Below are 15,985 nucleotides of genomic sequence, written 5' to 3' on the forward strand. Positions count from 1 at the left end.
CGCCTGCGGCGATGCATGCACGAATTCCAGTGTAACGCCCGGGCCGCGGGCCCGACTCAGCGTCTGACCCGGGCCGCGAAGGTGCGGCGGAATTTCTCGACCTTCGGCGCCACCACGAAGGCGCAATAGCCTTGCCCCGGGTGGTTGGCAAAGTAATGCTGGTGGTAGGCCTCGGCGCGGCTGTAGCCCGCCTCGGGCAGCAACTCGGTCACGGCACGGCCACCGTTGGCCGCATTCAGCTGCGCGAGCACCTCGCGGGCCACGGCCTGCTGTTCCGGTGTGTGCCAGTAGATGCCTGATCGGTATTGGGAGCCGACGTCATTGCCCTGCCGGTTCAGGGTGGTGGGGTCGTGGATGACGAAGAAGATTTCGAGGATCTCGCGCAGGCTGATCTGTTGATCGTCGAACTGCACCCGCACCACCTCGGCATGGCCGGTGTCGCCGGTGCAGACCTGCTCGTAGGTGGGATTGGGAACCTGGCCGTTGCTGTAGCCAGATTCGACGGCGAGCACGCCCTCGACCTGTTCGTACACCGCTTCCAGGCACCAGAAGCACCCGCCGCCGAGCGTGATGGTTTGAATCGACATCCTGGCTTCCCGAACTGGTTCAACGATGAACGATTGTCGGCCGTGCGGCGAAATGCTTACAGGCCGGGCGGACGATCGCGTCACAATCCGCGCGGATTGCGGTGGCGGGCACCGGAGGAATTGCTGTGGACAGTCTGATGGTGACCCTGGGCCTGTCCGACCTCAAACCCATGCTCACCGCGCTGCTGCTGCCGCCGGTACCGCTGCTGGTGCTGGTGCTGGCCGGCGCGCGCCTGCTGACCTCAAGCCGGCGCCGCGAGTGGGGAGCCATGCTGTTGCTGTCCGGCGTGTTGCTGCTGTGGCTGAGCTGCTGCGCAGCGGTCGGTCACGCGCTGGAACGCGGGCTGCTGCACCCACCGCCTGCGCTGAGCGAGGCCCGCATCCAGGCGACCCGCCAGGATGCCGCGGCCCGCGGCAAGGCGGTGGTGCTGATCCTCGGCGGCGGCCGCGAATCACTGGCGCCGGAGTACGGCGAAGCACACCTGTCCGCCAGGTCGATGCAGCGGCTGCACTACGGCCTGTGGCTCGCGCGAAGGCTGAATGCGCCGGTGATGTTCTCCGGCGGTACCGGCCTCGCGCAGGCGCCCGGACCTGCGGAGGCCGACATCGCCGCGCGTGTGGCGGAGCGCGACTATGGCCGGCGCCTGCGCTGGGTCGAGAACACCTCTCGGGACACCCGCGAGAACGCCAGCGCCAGCCTGGCCATGCTGGCGGACCAGGGCATCACCGAGCTTGTCCTCGTGACGCACGGCTGGCACATGCCAAGAGCCGTGCGAGCCTTCGAGGAAGCCGCGGCGCGCCGAAGCCAGGCCATCCAGATCATCCCGGCGCCGATGGGTCTGGCTGCTCCGCTCGACCGGCCGACGCTGAACTGGCTGCCCAGCCACGAGGGTTTTGCCCAAGTGCGACTGGTCGTGCGCGAAGTCTTCGGACGCCTGCTCGGGGCCTGAAAGTCAAACCCCTCCGAACCTTGCGGCGCGGAGGGGTGGGTGGCCACCAGCCACCGTATGGAGCTCCGGAGGAAATGGGTCCAGGGCCCCTGTAGCGCAGAGACTGCGCAACGGGTGTTACCTTCAACAGAAGGCATGACAACCTTAGTGCAGCCGGCGCGGCCTTTCAAGCCCGGATTTCCGCGCGTGCCTTGATTCGGCTCAGCAACGGGCTCCCCGCTCGCCCCGCTCAGCGGCCGCCGCCCATCAGGCGGTCGAACAATGCCCCGGCGCGTTGCTCGACTTCAGGTGTCATGGTGATCGGCCGCCCCCATTCCCGCTGGGTCTCGCCGGGCCACTTGTTGGTGGCGTCCAGACCCATCTTGCCGCCCAGGCCGCTGACCGGCGATGCAAAGTCCAGGTAGTCGATCGGCGTGTCACTGACCAGCGTGGCGTCGCGCACGGGGTCCATGCGGGTCGTGATGGCCCAGACGACGTCCTTCCAGTCCCGGATGTTGACGTCGTCGTCGGTGACGACGATGAACTTGGTGTACATGAACTGGCGCAGAAAGCTCCACAGCCCGAACATGAGCCGCTTCGCGTGGCCCGCATAGGCCTTGCGCATTGATATCACCGCCATCCTGTAGCTGCAGCCCTCGGGCGGCAGGTAGAAGTCGACGATCTCCGGAAACTGCCGCTGAAGGATCGGCACGAACACCTCGTTCAGCGCAACCCCGAGCACCGCGGGTTCGTCCGGCGGCTTGCCGGTGTAGGTCGAGTGATAGATCGGGTCCCGGCGGTGCGTCAGCCGGTCGACCCGGAACACGGGAAACCAGTCCTGCTCGTTGTAATAGCCGGTGTGGTCGCCATAGGGCCCTTCCAGCGCGTGCAGGTAGCCACCGCGCTCTTGCAGCGGCACACCATGCTCGCTGTGGCCTGAGAAACCGGCCGGCGCCGGCGGAATGTGGCCCTCGAGAATGATTTCTGCCGTGGCTGGCACCTGCAGGGGGCGCCCGGCTTCGCCGACGGCGCAATCGACCAGTTCGGTGGCACTGCCGCGCAGCAGGCCGGCGAACTGATATTCGGAGAGGGTGTCCGGTACCGGCGTCACCGCGCCCAGCGTGGTGGCCGGGTCTGCGCCGAGGGCCACCGCAATCGGAAATGGCTGTCCCGGACGCGCCAGCGCGAACTCGCGGAAGTCCAGCGCCCCACCTCGGTGAGCGAGCCAGCGCATGATGAGCTCGCGCCGGCCGATCAACTGCTGCCGGTAGATGCCGATGTTCTGCCGCAAGCGGGGCCTGGCTACGCCAGCCTGCGGCCCGCGGGTGACCACCAAGCCCCAAGTGATCAGAGGCGCAACATCGCCTGGCCAGCAGGTCTGGATCGGCCAGGCGGTGAGATCGACCTCGTCGCCCTGCTGCTCGATCTCGCGGCACGGCCCGTCGCGACGGCGTACCGGTTTCATGTCCCAGAGCGCCTTGGCCATCTGCCACAGCCGGCCGGCATCCTTCAATCCCTGAGGCGGATCCGGCTCCTTCAGACGGGCGAGCAATGCGCCGATCTCGCGCAACTCGGCCAGATTGTCGACCCCCATTCCCAAGGCCACGCGCCTAGGCGTACCGAACAGGTTGGCCAGCACCGGCACCCGCCAGGGCGAGGGCTGCTCGATCAGCAGCGCCGGGCCCTCGGCCCGCAGCACGCGGTCGGCCAGTGCAGTGATTTCCAGCACCGGCGACACCGGCTCGGTTACCCGTCGCAGTTCACTCATCCCCTCCAACTGGGTGATGAAGTCCCTCAAATCACGGTACTTCATGGCGAATCAGACATGAGAAATCGACCTCTTATGGTTGACCGGTTATTTTTGGCCTTCCTAGAATTCGCCCGTTCCTGATTCTTCAGGGTTTTCCCGTGCCCCCTTCGTTGGGAAGGGGGCTCTCGCTGCCAGAGCCGTGCGGGCGCCGCGTACCAGCGGTCTTTCCAGCTAACGGCCATTATCGTCGTCACCTGATCACGCGGAACCGACTGCCCTGTCGGCCGTGATGGGTGGTGCCGTGGAAAGGAAGAACATGACAGCGATCAGCAAGCTGCGGGCGCTCAACAGTCTCGTGGCGCGATCCGCCGGGGTCTTCATGCGTGACGTCGGCGCCGGACTGCTGGAAGTCAGCCACAACTCGCTGGCCTTGCTGGGCCTGTGCGTCGTGGCCGCGGCCGTCTTTGCCGGCGGCCGTGCCGATGTGCGCGACAGCATCGAGCAGCAGGCCCTCGGGTGGCTGCTGGCGCGCCAGGAAGCCCGTGAGCCGGTGTCTCCGGTGACCGAACTGGCCGAGCCCGATGCAGTGGCGCGCGCCACCGCAGTGGATCTCAACGCGCTGCCGCGCCAGCAGAAGGCCGTCGTTCAATGGCTTTCGCGGCGCTACCGCGTGGCGCCCGAACCGGTGGGCGCACTGGTTCAGGAAGCCTGGCAAGTGGGCCAGCGCACGGGCATCGAGCCCACGCTGATCCTGGCCGTGATGGCAATCGAATCGAGCTTCAATCCGTTCGCCCAGAGTCCGGTGGGGGCCCAGGGCTTGATGCAGGTGATGACGCGGATTCATGACGACAAGTACGAAGCCTTCGGCGGCACGCGGGCGGCCTTCGACCCGGTCACCAACCTGCGCGTCGGCGCCTTGGTGCTGAAGGAGTGCATTGCCCGAGCCGGAAGCCTGGAAGCCGGGCTGCGCCACTACGTCGGGGCCGCCACCTTGGGTGAGGATGGTGGTTATGTCGTCAAGGTGCTGGCCGAGCAGCTGAACCTGCGCCGGGTGGCCGACGGGAAGCTTGTGGCCGTGAACACGCCGCTGCCGAGCGCGGCGAGTGCTGCCGCAGCGGTTGCCGCGCCTGCCGAGACCAGCACGCCCAAGCCGGCCGCCGAGCAAGTCGCCCTTCTGCGCTGAGCGCAGGCTCTCCGATACACTCCGAACGTTGCGCGACTGGCGATAGGGCCTGCGGCCCGAGGTGGATCACCACCGTGGAGCGCGACCGGTGGCCCGAGGCCGCCGTCCTGTCAGCCGTTCGCCTGGGCAATCTGCCGCCGAGCCCGCCGCCCGCCCAGGGTGGTTTGGGCTCCACGCAGGACAACATCTTCTTCGAGGATTGCCCGTCATGTTCGACCGCTCCATCTCCACCATTGCCCACGTCGATCCCGAGCTCTGGTCCACCATCCAGGCGGAGAACCGGCGCCAGGAAGACCACATCGAGCTGATCGCGTCCGAGAACTATGCGTCGCCGGCGGTGATGCAGGCCCAGGGCACCCAGCTCACCAACAAGTATGCCGAGGGCTATCCCGGCAAGCGCTACTACGGCGGCTGCGAACATGTCGACGTGGTCGAGCAGTTGGCGATCGACCGGGTGAAGCAGCTCTTCGGCGCCGACCATGCCAATGTCCAGCCGAATTCCGGCTCCCAGGCCAACCAGGGTGTGTTTTTCGGCCTCCTGCAGCCGGGCGACAAGATCATGGGCATGAGCCTGGCCGAAGGCGGCCACCTCACCCATGGCATGCCGCTGAACATGAGCGGCAAGTGGTTCAAGGTGGTCAGCTACGGACTAGACGCCAACGAGGCCATCGACTACGACGCCATGGAGCGCCAGGCCCACGCCGAGAAACCGAAACTCATCATCGCCGGTGCGTCTGCCTACGCGCTGCGCATCGACTTCGAGCGGTTTGCCAGGGTGGCCAAGGACGTCGGCGCCTATTTCATGGTCGACATGGCCCACTACGCCGGCCTCATTGCTGCCGGCGTCTACCCGAACCCGGTACCGCACGCCGACGTGGTCACCTCCACCACGCACAAGACCCTGCGAGGCCCGCGTGGCGGCGTCATCCTGATGAAGGACCATGTCGCCAAGCAGATCAACAGCGCCATCTTCCCTGGCATTCAGGGCGGACCGCTGATGCACGTGATCGCTGCCAAGGCCGTGGCCTTCAAGGAAGCGCTGGCGCCTGAGTTCAGGGCGTACCAGCAGCAGGTGGTGAAGAACGCCGCCGCAATGGCCGAGACGCTGGTGCAGCGCGGCTTGCGCATCGTCTCGGGTCGCACTGAAAGCCACGTGATGTTGGTGGACCTGCGAGCCAAGGGCATCACCGGCAAGGAAGCGGAGGCCGTGCTGGGCCGCGCCCACATGACCTGCAACAAGAACGCCATCCCGAACGACCCGCAGAAGCCAATGGTCACCAGCGGCATCCGACTGGGTTCGCCCGCCATGACGACGCGCGGCTTCGGCGAAGAACAGGCCCGCGCAACCGCGCACCTGATTGCCGACGTGTTGGACAAGCCGGCCGATGACGGCAATATCGCCGCCGTCCGCGCCAAGGTCGCCGCGTTGACGCGCGACTTCCCGGTCTACCGCTGACGCGGCAAGGCCGGCAAGGCTGCCATCCCCTCGTCTGAACCATGCGCTGCCCCTACTGCAGCCATGACGAGACACAGGTCGTCGAGACCCGTGAATCCGACGAGGGCGATGTCATCCGCCGGCGCCGGCGATGCCTGCGCTGCGACAAGCGCTTCACCACCTACGAGCGGGCAGAGATCGCCATGCCGGCGGTGGTGAAGAAGGACGGCGCGCGCACCGAATATGACCCGGTCAAGCTCCGTGGCTCGATGATGCTGGCGCTGCGCAAGCGGCCGGTCAGTGTCGAGCAAGTGGATGCGGCGATGGACCGCATCCAGGACAAACTGCTTGCCACCGGCGCGCGCGAGGTCCCCAGCGCCCGTCTGGGCGAACTGGTGATGCGTGAACTCAAACGCATCGACAAGGTCGCCTACGTCCGCTTTGCTTCCGTGTACCGCAGTTTCGAGGACGTGGACGAATTCCGGCAGTTGATCCGCGACATCTGATCCGCTCACCCCCAAAAGGGGGAAATCCGCCCAACCCCCACCTCAGGGCGAAGCGCCGCGCGGCGCCGATTTCTACAGTGGACGCATACCAACACAGGGAGCGTTCACATGTCCAAGCATTCCTTCGTTCGTCCATCGGTCGCCGTCAGCCACCAGCGCGGCGTCACGTTGATCGAAACCCTCTGCGCCGCCTCGGTGCTGGCCACCGCTGTCGGCTTGGCGGCCCCGGCGATGGAGTCGTGGAAGCTCCGGCAGGCGCTGCATGCCGAGGCGGCCGCGCTGGAAACCGACATCCACCTGGCCCGGTCCAGCGCGGTGGCGATGAACCAGATCGTGAGGCTGGACACGCAGGCCCTCGGCGGCAGCAGCTGCTACATCGTCCACACGGGGAGCGCCCACGCCTGCGAATGCAGCGGACAAGGATTGGCGCACTGCACGGGAGACGCCCAGATCCTGCGCGTCTCGGAACAGCGGCGCGACGGTTCGGTCCGGCTCACGACGACCAAGGTCTCCCTTGCCTTCGACCCTCAACGCGGCACTGTCACGCCGACGGCGACGCTCAAGCTGGCGGACGCGCAGGGCCGTGCCCTCCACCAAATCGTCAACATCATGGGGCGCGTGCGCAGCTGCTCGCCACAGCCTGCGGCCTTGGGTGTCAGGGCCTGCTGAGCCCCTCGAACATGGGGGCCGCCGACAGACGGTCGAGCGCTCTCGACGAACGGAGTGCGACCTCACCGACGAATCCAGAGGCCGGGAGAATAATTGCCCGATGAATCTTCACTCTGCGCCGAGTCGCGGTCGCGGCTTCACCTTGATTGAACTCCTGGTCGGCCTGGCGATTCTTGCCATCATCGGTGCGCTGGCGTACCCGAGCCTGATGGCCTCGATCTACAAGAGTCGCCGCTCCGACGGGATCGCGGGCATCGTTCGCGTGCAACAAGCCCAGGAGCGTTGGCGTTCCAGCAATGCCACCTATTCGGCAAGTCTGTCTGACCTGGGTATGCCTTCGACGTCGCCTGATGGGCGCTACACGCTCTCCATCGACGGGGCGGTGACGGCGAAGCAGTTTCGCATCACCGCGACTGCGACGGGCAGTCAGGCGAACGACACGAAGTGCAAGATCCTGTTTGTCACGCAGACGGGCGGCACACCGGTCTACGGCTCCTCAGACGGATCCGCCGAAGTCACCGGAAACAGCCCTTGCTGGTCGAGGTAGTCGGCATGGCGAAGCACATCGGGTTCCCTCCGCGTCGCGGCATGACCTTGATCGAAATCCTGGTGACGGTGGCCATCCTGGCGATCGTGCTGGGGCTGGGAATTCCCTCGATGCGCGAATGGATGATGAAGCAGCGTGTGTCGTCGATCGCTGCCGAGCTGGTGACGGACCTGCAACTGGCCCGCTCCGAGGCGATTCGGACGAACCTGCAAACCTCCGTGAAATTCAATGGCAATTCAGCCCAGACTTGCTACACGATCTTCACGGGCACCAGTTTCGGTGGCGGTTGCGACTGCACCAAGCCCCTCGGAACGGCTTGCGGGGCTTCCGTGACTTTGAAAGAGGTCAAGACAGTCTCGGTGCTTCGAGACACAGGGGTCACCATCACCGCCAACCAGACTGAGAAGCTCCTGGCCGGTGGCGTCTTTTCGACGGATGTCACCCCATTGGTCGTATCCATTTCCGACGGCGGGAACAAGGCCCTGACCGTGCAGGCTTCAGCATTCGTGCAGCGACCCTCCGTCTGCGTCCCTTCGGGCTCCATCATGACAGGAGTGCATGCATGCCCATGACGCCGCGCCACCAGTCCAATGCGGGCTTGTCGATCGTTGAACTGCTGGTCGGCATCGCCGTTGGCATGTTCGTCCTGGCTGGCGCGACCATGGTGACGACCAATCAGATGGTGGAGAACCGACGCTTGCTGCTCGAAACGCAAATCCAACAGGACTTGCGAGCGGCGATGGACATCATCGCCCGGGACATTCGGCGCAGCGGCTACTGGGGGAATTCGTATACCTCCATCGCACCGACGACAGGCCCGGTGATCAATCCGTATTCGCCCGCTGGCGCGTTCTCGACGACGCCTGACATCGTCTCGTACACCCTGAATCGAGAAACGGTGAATCCGGACGACAACGTCGTCTCGTCCAACGAACAGAACGGGTTTGTCTTCAACAGCGGCGCAGGGACGATCGACGTGCAACTCGGGGCTGGCAACTACCAAGCGCTGACCGATCCGAGTGTGGTGCGAATCACGCAGTTTTCCGCCACGGTCAACACCACGCCGCTCGATCTGCCGGTGTGTGCTTCCCCGCCCTGCGCGATGACGGCGCCCGTCAGTGCGGTGACCGCCGCATGCGGGGGCAAGAGTCGTGCGCTGGTGCGGGACGTGACGATCACGATCGTCGGCGAAGCAGTGCACGACCCGAGCGTGAGACGGAGTCTCGAAAGCACCGTTCGGGTGAGAAACGATCAGGTGTGCCAATGAAGCCCTCGCAGCGCCTGTACAAAACTCGATCTTCGGGCCAGGGCATGGCGACCCTGGCGGTCGTGATGATCCTGTTCTTTGTCGTGGCCATGGTGGCCGCCTACACCAACCGCAATCTGGTCTTCGAGCAGCGCACGGCTGCCAACAGCTACCGCAGCGCGCAGGCCCTGGCTGCTGCGGATGCTGGTGTCGACTGGACAGTCGCCATGCTCAACGGCGGCATCATCGACAGCAATTGCCAAGGCGGTGCCGGTGCCACCAATGACTTCCGCAGCCGCTATCTGAATCTGCTTCCCAGCGGCGCATTCCAATTGTCCACATGGGCGTCCGCCGCGGGTCCGGTCCAGACGCCCAGGCCAAGCTGCACGATGACCGACACGGGCTGGATCTGTGGCTGTCCGAGCAGCGGCGACACGTCCTTGCCTGCCCCGTCGACCGCAGAAGCGCCGGTTGTCTTTTCCGTCAAGATGTCTGCCTGGGACGCTGTGGGCGTGCCAGGAGCGATTCAACTCACGGTCAAGGGTTGCACAAGTGCGCTGACGGGAGACGTCAGCGCCGCCAACTTGAACTCCACGTTGGCATGCCACATGAGGCAGCCGACCGAGTCGGCCGATGTGGATGGCCAGGCCCGGATGGGAACCGTGCTGGGGCTGGTCAGTGCGCTGCCAGTGGCGCCGGTTGCGGCGGTGACGGCAGGCGCCGACATCGTGTTGTCTGGCGGTACCACCATGCGTGCAAGCAACACCGATTCGGCGACCGGCGAGGTCCTGCATGCCGGAGGAGCCATTCAGAAGGCCAGTGCCACCACCAGTTTCAGCGGACCCGCGGGGTCTTCCACCTCCGGATTGGAGCAGCAGGGCGACAGCGCCTTGTCCAGCGCGGCATCGTCAGGATCGGGCGAGAACCTCTTCCAGAGCCTCTTCGGCATGATGCGGTCGGATTATCAGAACCAGCCGGCCGCACTGCGGTTGACGTGTGCGAGTGCTTGCACAGCCAGTGCGGACCTGATTCCCGCACTGGCCAGCAGTCCCACACGCATCATCTGGGTCAATGGCGATTTGAACATCGATCAAGCCACCGCCATCGGCAGCGCCAACCTGCCCGCCATGGTCGTGGTGAATGGCGATGTGACCATCTCGCAGGGCGCCGCCTTCACCGGCGTGATCTACAGCCACGGCAGCATCAACTGGTCGAACAGTGCGGCCTCCGTGTCCGGCGCCGTCGTGGCGCGCAACAATTTCAATGCGAACTCGGACGTGAACCTCGCCTATGACGCGAAGGTTGTTCGCCGACTGCAGCAATCCTACGGCTCGTTCGTGCGGGTGCCGGGCTCCTGGAGTGTTCTCTGATGAGACCCTTTCCGAAGCAGACGAGCCGCCAGCGTGGCGTGACGCTGATCGAGGCCCTGGTGGCAATGGCCGTGATGGCGTTCGGGATGCTCGCCATTGTGGGCGTGCAATCCACGTTGCGCATCAATGCCGACCTCGCCAAGCAGCGTGCCGAAGCGACGCGCATCGCGGAGCAGCAGATCGAAGCCATCCGAGCGTTTCGCACGGTAGGCAGCGGGAACGCGGGAGCCTCGGAATACGACAACCTGGTGAGCCAAGGAACACCCGCCACCATCACGCTGCCGGAAAGCAACACCAGCTACCAGCGTACTGTCGCGATCACGCCCCAGGCGGACGGCATTCAGCAGACCGTGAAGGTCCTGGTGACGTGGACTGATCGCTACGACGTGGAGCGGCGAGTCGTCTTGCGGGATGTGATTTCCAGAACAGCCCCGACCCTGTCAGGACTGGTGTCCGCGATGAGAACGGTCACGGTCGTCGGACAGCGCAAGAATCGTCATCCATCGATCCCCCTCCGGGCGGGCGACCAGATCGGGGGCAACGAGAGTGTCTTCAAGCCCAAGGAAGGCGGGACTCTGGCCTGGGTCTTCAACAACACCACCGGCGTGATCACGCGGGTCTGCGTCGTGTCTGCCGGCAGCCAGTCCGGCACCATTTCATCGGGCGACCTCGTGTCGTGCAGCACGACCAATGCGCAGTTGCTGTCGGGCTTCGTGCGATTCAATCTCCGTGGCGTGACAAACAACCTCGGCAGCATCAGCGTCTACAAGCCGGTCGCCGGCGACACGATTGCGTGGGTCATCGACAACAGCCAGTCCAAGGTCGTGCGCAGCTGCAATGTGCCAGCCGGCACATCGACTGCAGCACTGCTCGCAAGCGATGTACCGCCCGGATGCGCCTCGGTGAATCCGTCGTTCGATCTGCCCATCGGAACCTTTGATCCAGCCGATTCGGCGTCCTACGTCTTGACCGCGAATGATTCGGAATTCCCGGCCTGGCCCGCGATGAATCTCTCGGTGTCTCTGCAAGTCGACAGCACCGGCCATGCCAGTCCCGCGCAATGCGTGACGAATGCGCCGGGCAGCTCAGTCGAGGCCAATGCGCCTTATACCGTCGAGTATTTCTGCATCATTTATCCGAATTCGACGCAATCGTGGTTTGGCAAGAGCACCATCGCACCGGCAGCCTTCTCCGATGGCGATGGCGTGACCGCCTGGACCATCGGAACGGCTGCTGGCAACTATCGGGTGTGCCGATACACGACCGCGAGTACCGACTTCACCGACAATGCCGATCATCCCGCCTATTACTCCAAATGGAGTTCGACTTGCGGCGGCGGCGGCCAACCTGCCTGCACACCGGTCAAGGGCAACCTGATCAATCAGAATTTCCTGATCATTGACGGCACCAAGACCTGCCCGACCGACACCGCGATCAATCCCGCGGCGGGCGATCTGGTCAACAGCAACACCTTGCAGCACCAGCCTTGAGGCGGGCGCCTGCCGAAGAGGCCTGACGTGGCCTTGACTCCAGCCGATATCGCGCTGCTGCAGCGCTCAGTCGACTTGGGCCGGTGCGCGATCGGTCTGTCGGATCCGAACCCGCGAGTCGGTTGCGTATTGCACGACGCCGAAGGCCGGCTGGTCGGTGAAGGTTTCACCCAGCAGGCCGGCGGCCCCCATGCAGAGGTGATGGCGCTGCGCGCGGCCGCCGCTGCCGGGCACGACCTGCGCGGCGGCACAGCCTGGGTCAGCCTGGAGCCCTGCGCGCACCATGGCCGCACGCCGCCTTGCTGCGATGCCCTGATCGCCGCGGGACTCGCGCGCGTCGTGGTGGCAACGACCGATCCGTTCCCCCTGGTGTCAGGCCAGGGCATCGCGCGCCTGCGCGCCGCCGGCATCCAGGTCGATGTCGCTGACGGCGCGGTGGCGCAGACTGCGCGCGAGCTGAACATCGGATTCTTTTCGCGCGTGCTGCGCGGCCGCCCGTGGGTTCGCATGAAGGCTGCCGCGTCCCTGGATGGCCGGACGGCCCTGCCCAGTGGCACCAGCCAATGGATCACCGGTCCCGAGGCCCGGGCCGATGGCCACCGATGGCGACGCCGCGCGGGCGCCGTGCTCACCGGCATCGGAACCGTGCGTGCGGACGACCCGCGGCTCGATGTGCGCCTGGTCGACACCGCGAAGCAACCTCTGCGCGTGGTGCTCGACTCGGGCTTCGCCACGCCGCCCGCGGCGCGCCTCCTCGCCCCGCCGGGCGAGGTGCTGGTGGTGGGCGCGACGGACACGCCCTCGCAACGCATCGCGGCGCTACACGCCGCGGGCGCCCAGACGCTGGTCTTGCCCGATGGCCACGGCCAGGTGGACCTGCAGGCCTTGATGCCGCTGCTGGCCGACCGCGGCGTCAATGAGTTGCATGTGGAGGCCGGCGCGCGATTGAACGGCGCACTGCTGCAGGCCGGACTGGTTGACGAGCTGCTGATCTACCTCGCACCCAAGCTGCTGGGCCCCGGCCGGGACATTGCTGCGCTGCTGCCACTGTCCGCCCTGTCGCAGGCCATCACGCTGCGATTCGTCGCCATCGATCGGATCGGCGACGATCTGGCAGTGCTCGGCCGCCTGGTGGACCGCGATGCGTTCCTGACCTGACAGCGCAGTGCCGGTCAGTGCAGGTCGCGCAGCCGCACAGCCGGCGTGCGGAACTCGCGCCCCACGACGGCACGCGCATACAGGTAATTGCGGCGCGCGCGCTCGGTCAGGTTGTCGAGGTCGACATGCCCGCCGGCGTCACAGGGGAACGACATGCCCCGTCCTTCGACGAAGAGGGAGTCGAACCGCAATTCGTAGCCGTTGCCGGACTCCATGGGCAGCTTGCTGGACATGATGGGCTCGCTCGGCGCAGGGGGATGATCGGAAGTTCGATGCCCACAGCTTAGGCAAAGTGCGCGCGCCTGACGCTGGGCGCCTGCCGATGGCGCGGGTCGGACGGATTCGCGACTTGAAGTAGGAATCCGGCTGACAGCGGCGCCGCCTCATCGGAGCAAGGCGATGGGACCAATGCAAAACGGGCCCCTTTTCAGGGGCCCGTTTGCTCTTGTTATTGGCGGAGTGGACGGGGCTCGAACCCGCGACCCCCGGCGTGACAGGCCGGTATTCTAACCAACTGAACTACCACTCCATGGCTGTTCAAGCGAGTCTTAGACTATAGCATGGCATCAAAGGCTTTCGCAAGCTGACGCGAAAGTAAATCGATGCGTGGCGACAATGCACGCCATGCCTGCTGCCTTGCTGATGTTGTTCTCCACGCTGCTGTTCGCGACCATGGGCGTGACGGTCAAGCTCGCCTCGGCCCACTACGGCACCGGGGAGATCGTGTTCTATCGCGGCCTGGTGGGCGCCAGCCTGATGGCATTGCTGGCACGCCACCGCGGCATCTCGCTGCGCACGCCGGTGCCCGCCATGCACTTCTGGCGCGGCTTCAGCGGCGTCAGCGCGCTGACCCTCTGGTTCTACGCCATCGGCAACCTGCCCCTGGCCACCGCAGTGACCCTGAACTACATGTCCTCGGTGTGGATGGCGCTGTTCCTGCTGGGCGGCGCGGTGCTGATGGGTGCGAACCGTGTCGACGGCCGCCTGGTGCTGACGGTGCTGCTGGGCTTTGCCGGCGTCGCGATGATCCTGCGACCGACCATCGAGCAGAACCAGCTCTGGCATGGCCTGACCGGCCTGCTCTCGGGCATCCTGTCGGCCACGGCCTACCTGCAGGTCACCGCCCTGGGCCGGGCGGGCGAGCCCGAACTGCGGGTCGTCTTCTACTTCTCGCTTGGCGGCATGGTCGTCGGGGCGGTCATCGCCCTGATCGAGGGCCCGCATGCGCACACGGCGTCTGGCGCAGCGCTGTTGCTGGCCACGGGCCTGCTGGCCAGCCTGGCGCAGCTGCTGATGACACGTGCCTACGCGATCGGCCGGCCGCTGGTGAATGCCAGCCTGCAGTACTTGGGCATCGTGTTCTCGTTCGGCTACGGCGTCTGGCTGTTCAAGGACCCGATCACCGGCCTGGCCCTGGCGGGCATGCTGACCATCATCGGTGCCGGGGTCGCGGCCACCGCGCTGCGCCACGAGACCGCACCGCGGTCGGTCACGCCGACGGCAGAATCCTGATGGCTTGATACCGCTCAACCGGCATGGCGATGGCCGGCGCACACTGCCTGGCATGCCGGGCATCAGGCCCGTACCCATTGCCGTCAACGGAGCGAGATGCAGCCGGTACCGCCGCAGGAGTTCTACGACGCCCAGGAACGCATTGCCGCCGAACGCGTGCGGGCAGTGGTCGATGCCGCCAAGCAGCCGGCCTGGCCTGCGAAGGCTTCACGGTCGCGCTGCATCCGTGGGAGGCCATCCTGGACCAGGCCAAGCAACAGGGCTGCGACCTGATCGTCATGGCCTCGCACGGCCGTCGTGGCGTGGCCGCCTTGCTGCTGGGCAGCGAAACCAGCCGGGTGCTGACGCACAGCCCGCTGCCGGTGCTGATCGTCAAGTAGCCGCGGCGTCTTCTTCCAGCGCCAGCGCCTCCGGGTACAGCGCCTGCGCGGCAATGCGCAGCCGTTGTGCCGGCTCGGGCACGCTGCCGACGATGGCGTGTGCGGGCCGCGCGGTGTCTCGCTGGGCCGGCGTGGCGACGGCGCGGCCGCGCGCATCGGTCAAGGTGGCCACGATGGGCGTGTTGGCGCTCACCCCTCGTCGCACCACGATGCCGAGTTCGCCGCTCACCAGCCGCACCAGGCAACCCGGTGGGTAGATGCCGAATTCCTTGATCAGCATCGCCGCCAGCGGGTCACCGGGGTTCTCGATGAACAGCTGCTGCGCGGCCAGCTGGGCCGGCAACGGCGGCCGGGTGGCCCGCGCGCTGTGCTTCGCGGTGAACTGGTCGGACAGCCGCAGCAGCTGCGACAGCGTGCCCGGCTCGGCCCGCCCGGTCGGATAGCCACCGCCGCCGCTGCGTTCGTGGTGGTCTTCCACCGCGGTCAACCAGGGTTCGTCGTCGAGGCCGGCGGCCCGCAGCATCATCGACGCCTGCGCCGGATGGTCGGCAATCTGCTCGCGCTGCCGGCGCGTCAGCGGGGTGCCCTGCGCGGCCAGCCTGCCCTGCAACTCGATGATCGACAGGTTCATCGTCAGGGCGGCCCCGATGGCACGCTGGCGGTCACCCTCGTCCCAGCCCAGCCGGCGCGCCATCAGGCTGCAGACGCAGGCCACGTGCAGCGCATGCATGGTGCCGTAGTGCTGGAACTGGCCGTGGTCCTGGCGCAGGATCAGGAACAGCAGCAGGTCGGCGTTGATCTCACTGAGGGCCTGCACGTGCAGGGCCGCTTCGCGCACGCGCCGCAGGAAATGCTGCTCGCGGGGGCTGGACAGCACCGCGGCAAGGTTCTCGCACAGCCGGTCCCAGCGCTCGAACGGCGTGCCGGTGATCGCCGTGGCCGGTGCAGCAGCCGGTGCCGCAGTCGACACCGGCGCAAGCGCGGCCGCCTCCTGTGCATCGACGAACACCCCGCGGTCCAGCAGCGCCTGCAGCATCGCTTCGCTGCCGACCACATGGCCCTGGCCCAGCAGCAGGTTGCCGCGCTGGTCGCGCACGCCCCAGGGCAGCGGCTGGCCAGGGGCCAGCGCGTCCTTCAGGTCGGCAAGCGGCAGCAGCTTCATCGCGAGGCAGCGCAAAGGGAGTGCATCTGCCTCGCACTATCGGCCGTGGACCGCGTCACTT

Annotated in this window: 17 protein-coding genes, 1 tRNA gene and 1 riboswitch; of the genes, 13 read left to right on the forward strand and 5 right to left on the reverse strand. The window is 66.3% G+C overall.

The window, feature by feature from the left end; translation table 11 throughout:
• Positions 1 to 56: 56 nt before the first annotated feature.
• A complete protein-coding gene (gene msrA / locus ACILR4_RS02245; protein ID WP_395699192.1) occupies positions 57 to 587 on the reverse strand; it encodes a peptide-methionine (S)-S-oxide reductase MsrA in 531 nt (176 codons plus the stop codon).
• A gap of 137 nt (positions 588 to 724) precedes the next feature.
• On the opposite strand from msrA, the gene ACILR4_RS02250 reads away from it, so the two are divergent.
• Complete coding sequence (locus ACILR4_RS02250) at positions 725 to 1,537, forward strand: YdcF family protein (RefSeq protein ID WP_395699193.1); 813 nt, start codon at positions 725 to 727, stop codon at positions 1,535 to 1,537.
• 229 nt (positions 1,538 to 1,766) lie between these two features.
• Here the strand turns inward: ACILR4_RS02250 and ACILR4_RS02255 are convergent, their stop codons facing one another.
• Entirely contained in the window at positions 1,767 to 3,329 is a 1,563-nt protein-coding gene (locus tag ACILR4_RS02255) for a UbiD family decarboxylase domain-containing protein (RefSeq protein WP_395699194.1), read from the reverse strand.
• 226 nt (positions 3,330 to 3,555) lie between these two features.
• Between ACILR4_RS02255 and ACILR4_RS02260 the strand changes: the two genes are divergently transcribed.
• The 10 genes from ACILR4_RS02260 to ribD all read left to right on the forward strand — a co-directional run bounded on the left by ACILR4_RS02260 (position 3,556) and on the right by ribD (position 12,870).
• Complete coding sequence (locus tag ACILR4_RS02260; protein ID WP_395699195.1) at positions 3,556 to 4,449, forward strand: transglycosylase SLT domain-containing protein; 894 nt, start codon at positions 3,556 to 3,558, stop codon at positions 4,447 to 4,449.
• Between the two features lie 22 nt (positions 4,450 to 4,471).
• Positions 4,472 to 4,584, forward strand: a riboswitch (ZMP/ZTP riboswitch).
• 73 nt (positions 4,585 to 4,657) lie between these two features.
• The gene (gene glyA / locus ACILR4_RS02265) at positions 4,658 to 5,905 is read left to right on the forward strand and encodes a serine hydroxymethyltransferase (RefSeq protein WP_395699196.1); all 1,248 of its coding nucleotides are present in this window, start codon (positions 4,658 to 4,660) and stop codon (positions 5,903 to 5,905) included.
• Between the two features lie 41 nt (positions 5,906 to 5,946).
• Entirely contained in the window at positions 5,947 to 6,390 is a 444-nt protein-coding gene (gene nrdR / locus ACILR4_RS02270) for a transcriptional regulator NrdR (RefSeq protein ID WP_395699197.1), read from the forward strand.
• A 108-nt stretch (positions 6,391 to 6,498) separates the two neighbouring features.
• Positions 6,499 to 7,059, forward strand: coding sequence for a GspH/FimT family pseudopilin (locus tag ACILR4_RS02275; protein ID WP_395699198.1), 561 nt, complete (start codon positions 6,499 to 6,501; stop codon positions 7,057 to 7,059).
• Positions 7,060 to 7,159: 100 nt separating this feature from the next.
• Entirely contained in the window at positions 7,160 to 7,606 is a 447-nt protein-coding gene (locus ACILR4_RS02280) for a type IV pilin protein (RefSeq protein WP_395699199.1), read from the forward strand.
• Complete coding sequence (locus tag ACILR4_RS02285; RefSeq protein WP_395699200.1) at positions 7,591 to 8,178, forward strand: GspH/FimT family pseudopilin; 588 nt, start codon at positions 7,591 to 7,593, stop codon at positions 8,176 to 8,178. Before ACILR4_RS02280 ends, ACILR4_RS02285 begins: the two co-directional genes overlap by 16 nt.
• Entirely contained in the window at positions 8,169 to 8,873 is a 705-nt protein-coding gene (locus ACILR4_RS02290; RefSeq protein ID WP_395699201.1) for a PilW family protein, read from the forward strand. The genes ACILR4_RS02285 and ACILR4_RS02290 overlap by 10 nt, the downstream gene beginning before the upstream one ends.
• Entirely contained in the window at positions 8,870 to 10,222 is a 1,353-nt protein-coding gene (locus tag ACILR4_RS02295) for a PilX N-terminal domain-containing pilus assembly protein (RefSeq protein WP_395699202.1), read from the forward strand. Before ACILR4_RS02290 ends, ACILR4_RS02295 begins: the two co-directional genes overlap by 4 nt.
• Positions 10,222 to 11,712, forward strand: coding sequence for a prepilin-type N-terminal cleavage/methylation domain-containing protein (locus ACILR4_RS02300; protein ID WP_395699203.1), 1,491 nt, complete (start codon positions 10,222 to 10,224; stop codon positions 11,710 to 11,712). Before ACILR4_RS02295 ends, ACILR4_RS02300 begins: the two co-directional genes overlap by 1 nt.
• A gap of 27 nt (positions 11,713 to 11,739) precedes the next feature.
• Positions 11,740 to 12,870 (forward strand): bifunctional diaminohydroxyphosphoribosylaminopyrimidine deaminase/5-amino-6-(5-phosphoribosylamino)uracil reductase RibD, encoded by a 1,131-nt coding sequence (ribD, locus tag ACILR4_RS02305; RefSeq protein ID WP_395699204.1) that lies wholly within the window; start codon positions 11,740 to 11,742, stop codon positions 12,868 to 12,870.
• Between the two features lie 14 nt (positions 12,871 to 12,884).
• Here ribD and ACILR4_RS02310 read toward each other — a convergent pair whose 3' ends face one another.
• Both ACILR4_RS02310 and ACILR4_RS02315 read right to left on the reverse strand, forming a co-directional pair.
• Entirely contained in the window at positions 12,885 to 13,103 is a 219-nt protein-coding gene (locus ACILR4_RS02310; RefSeq protein WP_395699205.1) for a hypothetical protein, read from the reverse strand.
• Positions 13,104 to 13,322: 219 nt separating this feature from the next.
• Positions 13,323 to 13,399: transfer RNA gene (locus ACILR4_RS02315), tRNA-Asp, on the reverse strand.
• A gap of 95 nt (positions 13,400 to 13,494) precedes the next feature.
• On the opposite strand from ACILR4_RS02315, the gene ACILR4_RS02320 reads away from it, so the two are divergent.
• Both ACILR4_RS02320 and ACILR4_RS02325 read left to right on the forward strand, forming a co-directional pair.
• Positions 13,495 to 14,382, forward strand: coding sequence for a DMT family transporter (locus ACILR4_RS02320; protein WP_395699206.1), 888 nt, complete (start codon positions 13,495 to 13,497; stop codon positions 14,380 to 14,382).
• Between the two features lie 29 nt (positions 14,383 to 14,411).
• Positions 14,412 to 14,762 (forward strand): universal stress protein, encoded by a 351-nt coding sequence (locus ACILR4_RS02325; RefSeq protein ID WP_395699300.1) that lies wholly within the window; start codon positions 14,412 to 14,414, stop codon positions 14,760 to 14,762.
• On the opposite strand, the gene ACILR4_RS02330 is transcribed toward ACILR4_RS02325, so the two are convergent.
• Complete coding sequence (locus tag ACILR4_RS02330) at positions 14,755 to 15,924, reverse strand: HD-GYP domain-containing protein (RefSeq protein WP_395699207.1); 1,170 nt, start codon at positions 15,922 to 15,924, stop codon at positions 14,755 to 14,757. The two genes, ACILR4_RS02325 and ACILR4_RS02330, sit on opposite strands and share 8 nt — an antisense overlap.
• Between the last annotated feature and the right edge of the window lie 61 nt (positions 15,925 to 15,985).

Source organism: Aquabacterium sp., from assembly GCF_044226965.1.
Taxonomy (GTDB): domain Bacteria; phylum Pseudomonadota; class Gammaproteobacteria; order Burkholderiales; family Burkholderiaceae_C; genus Pseudaquabacterium.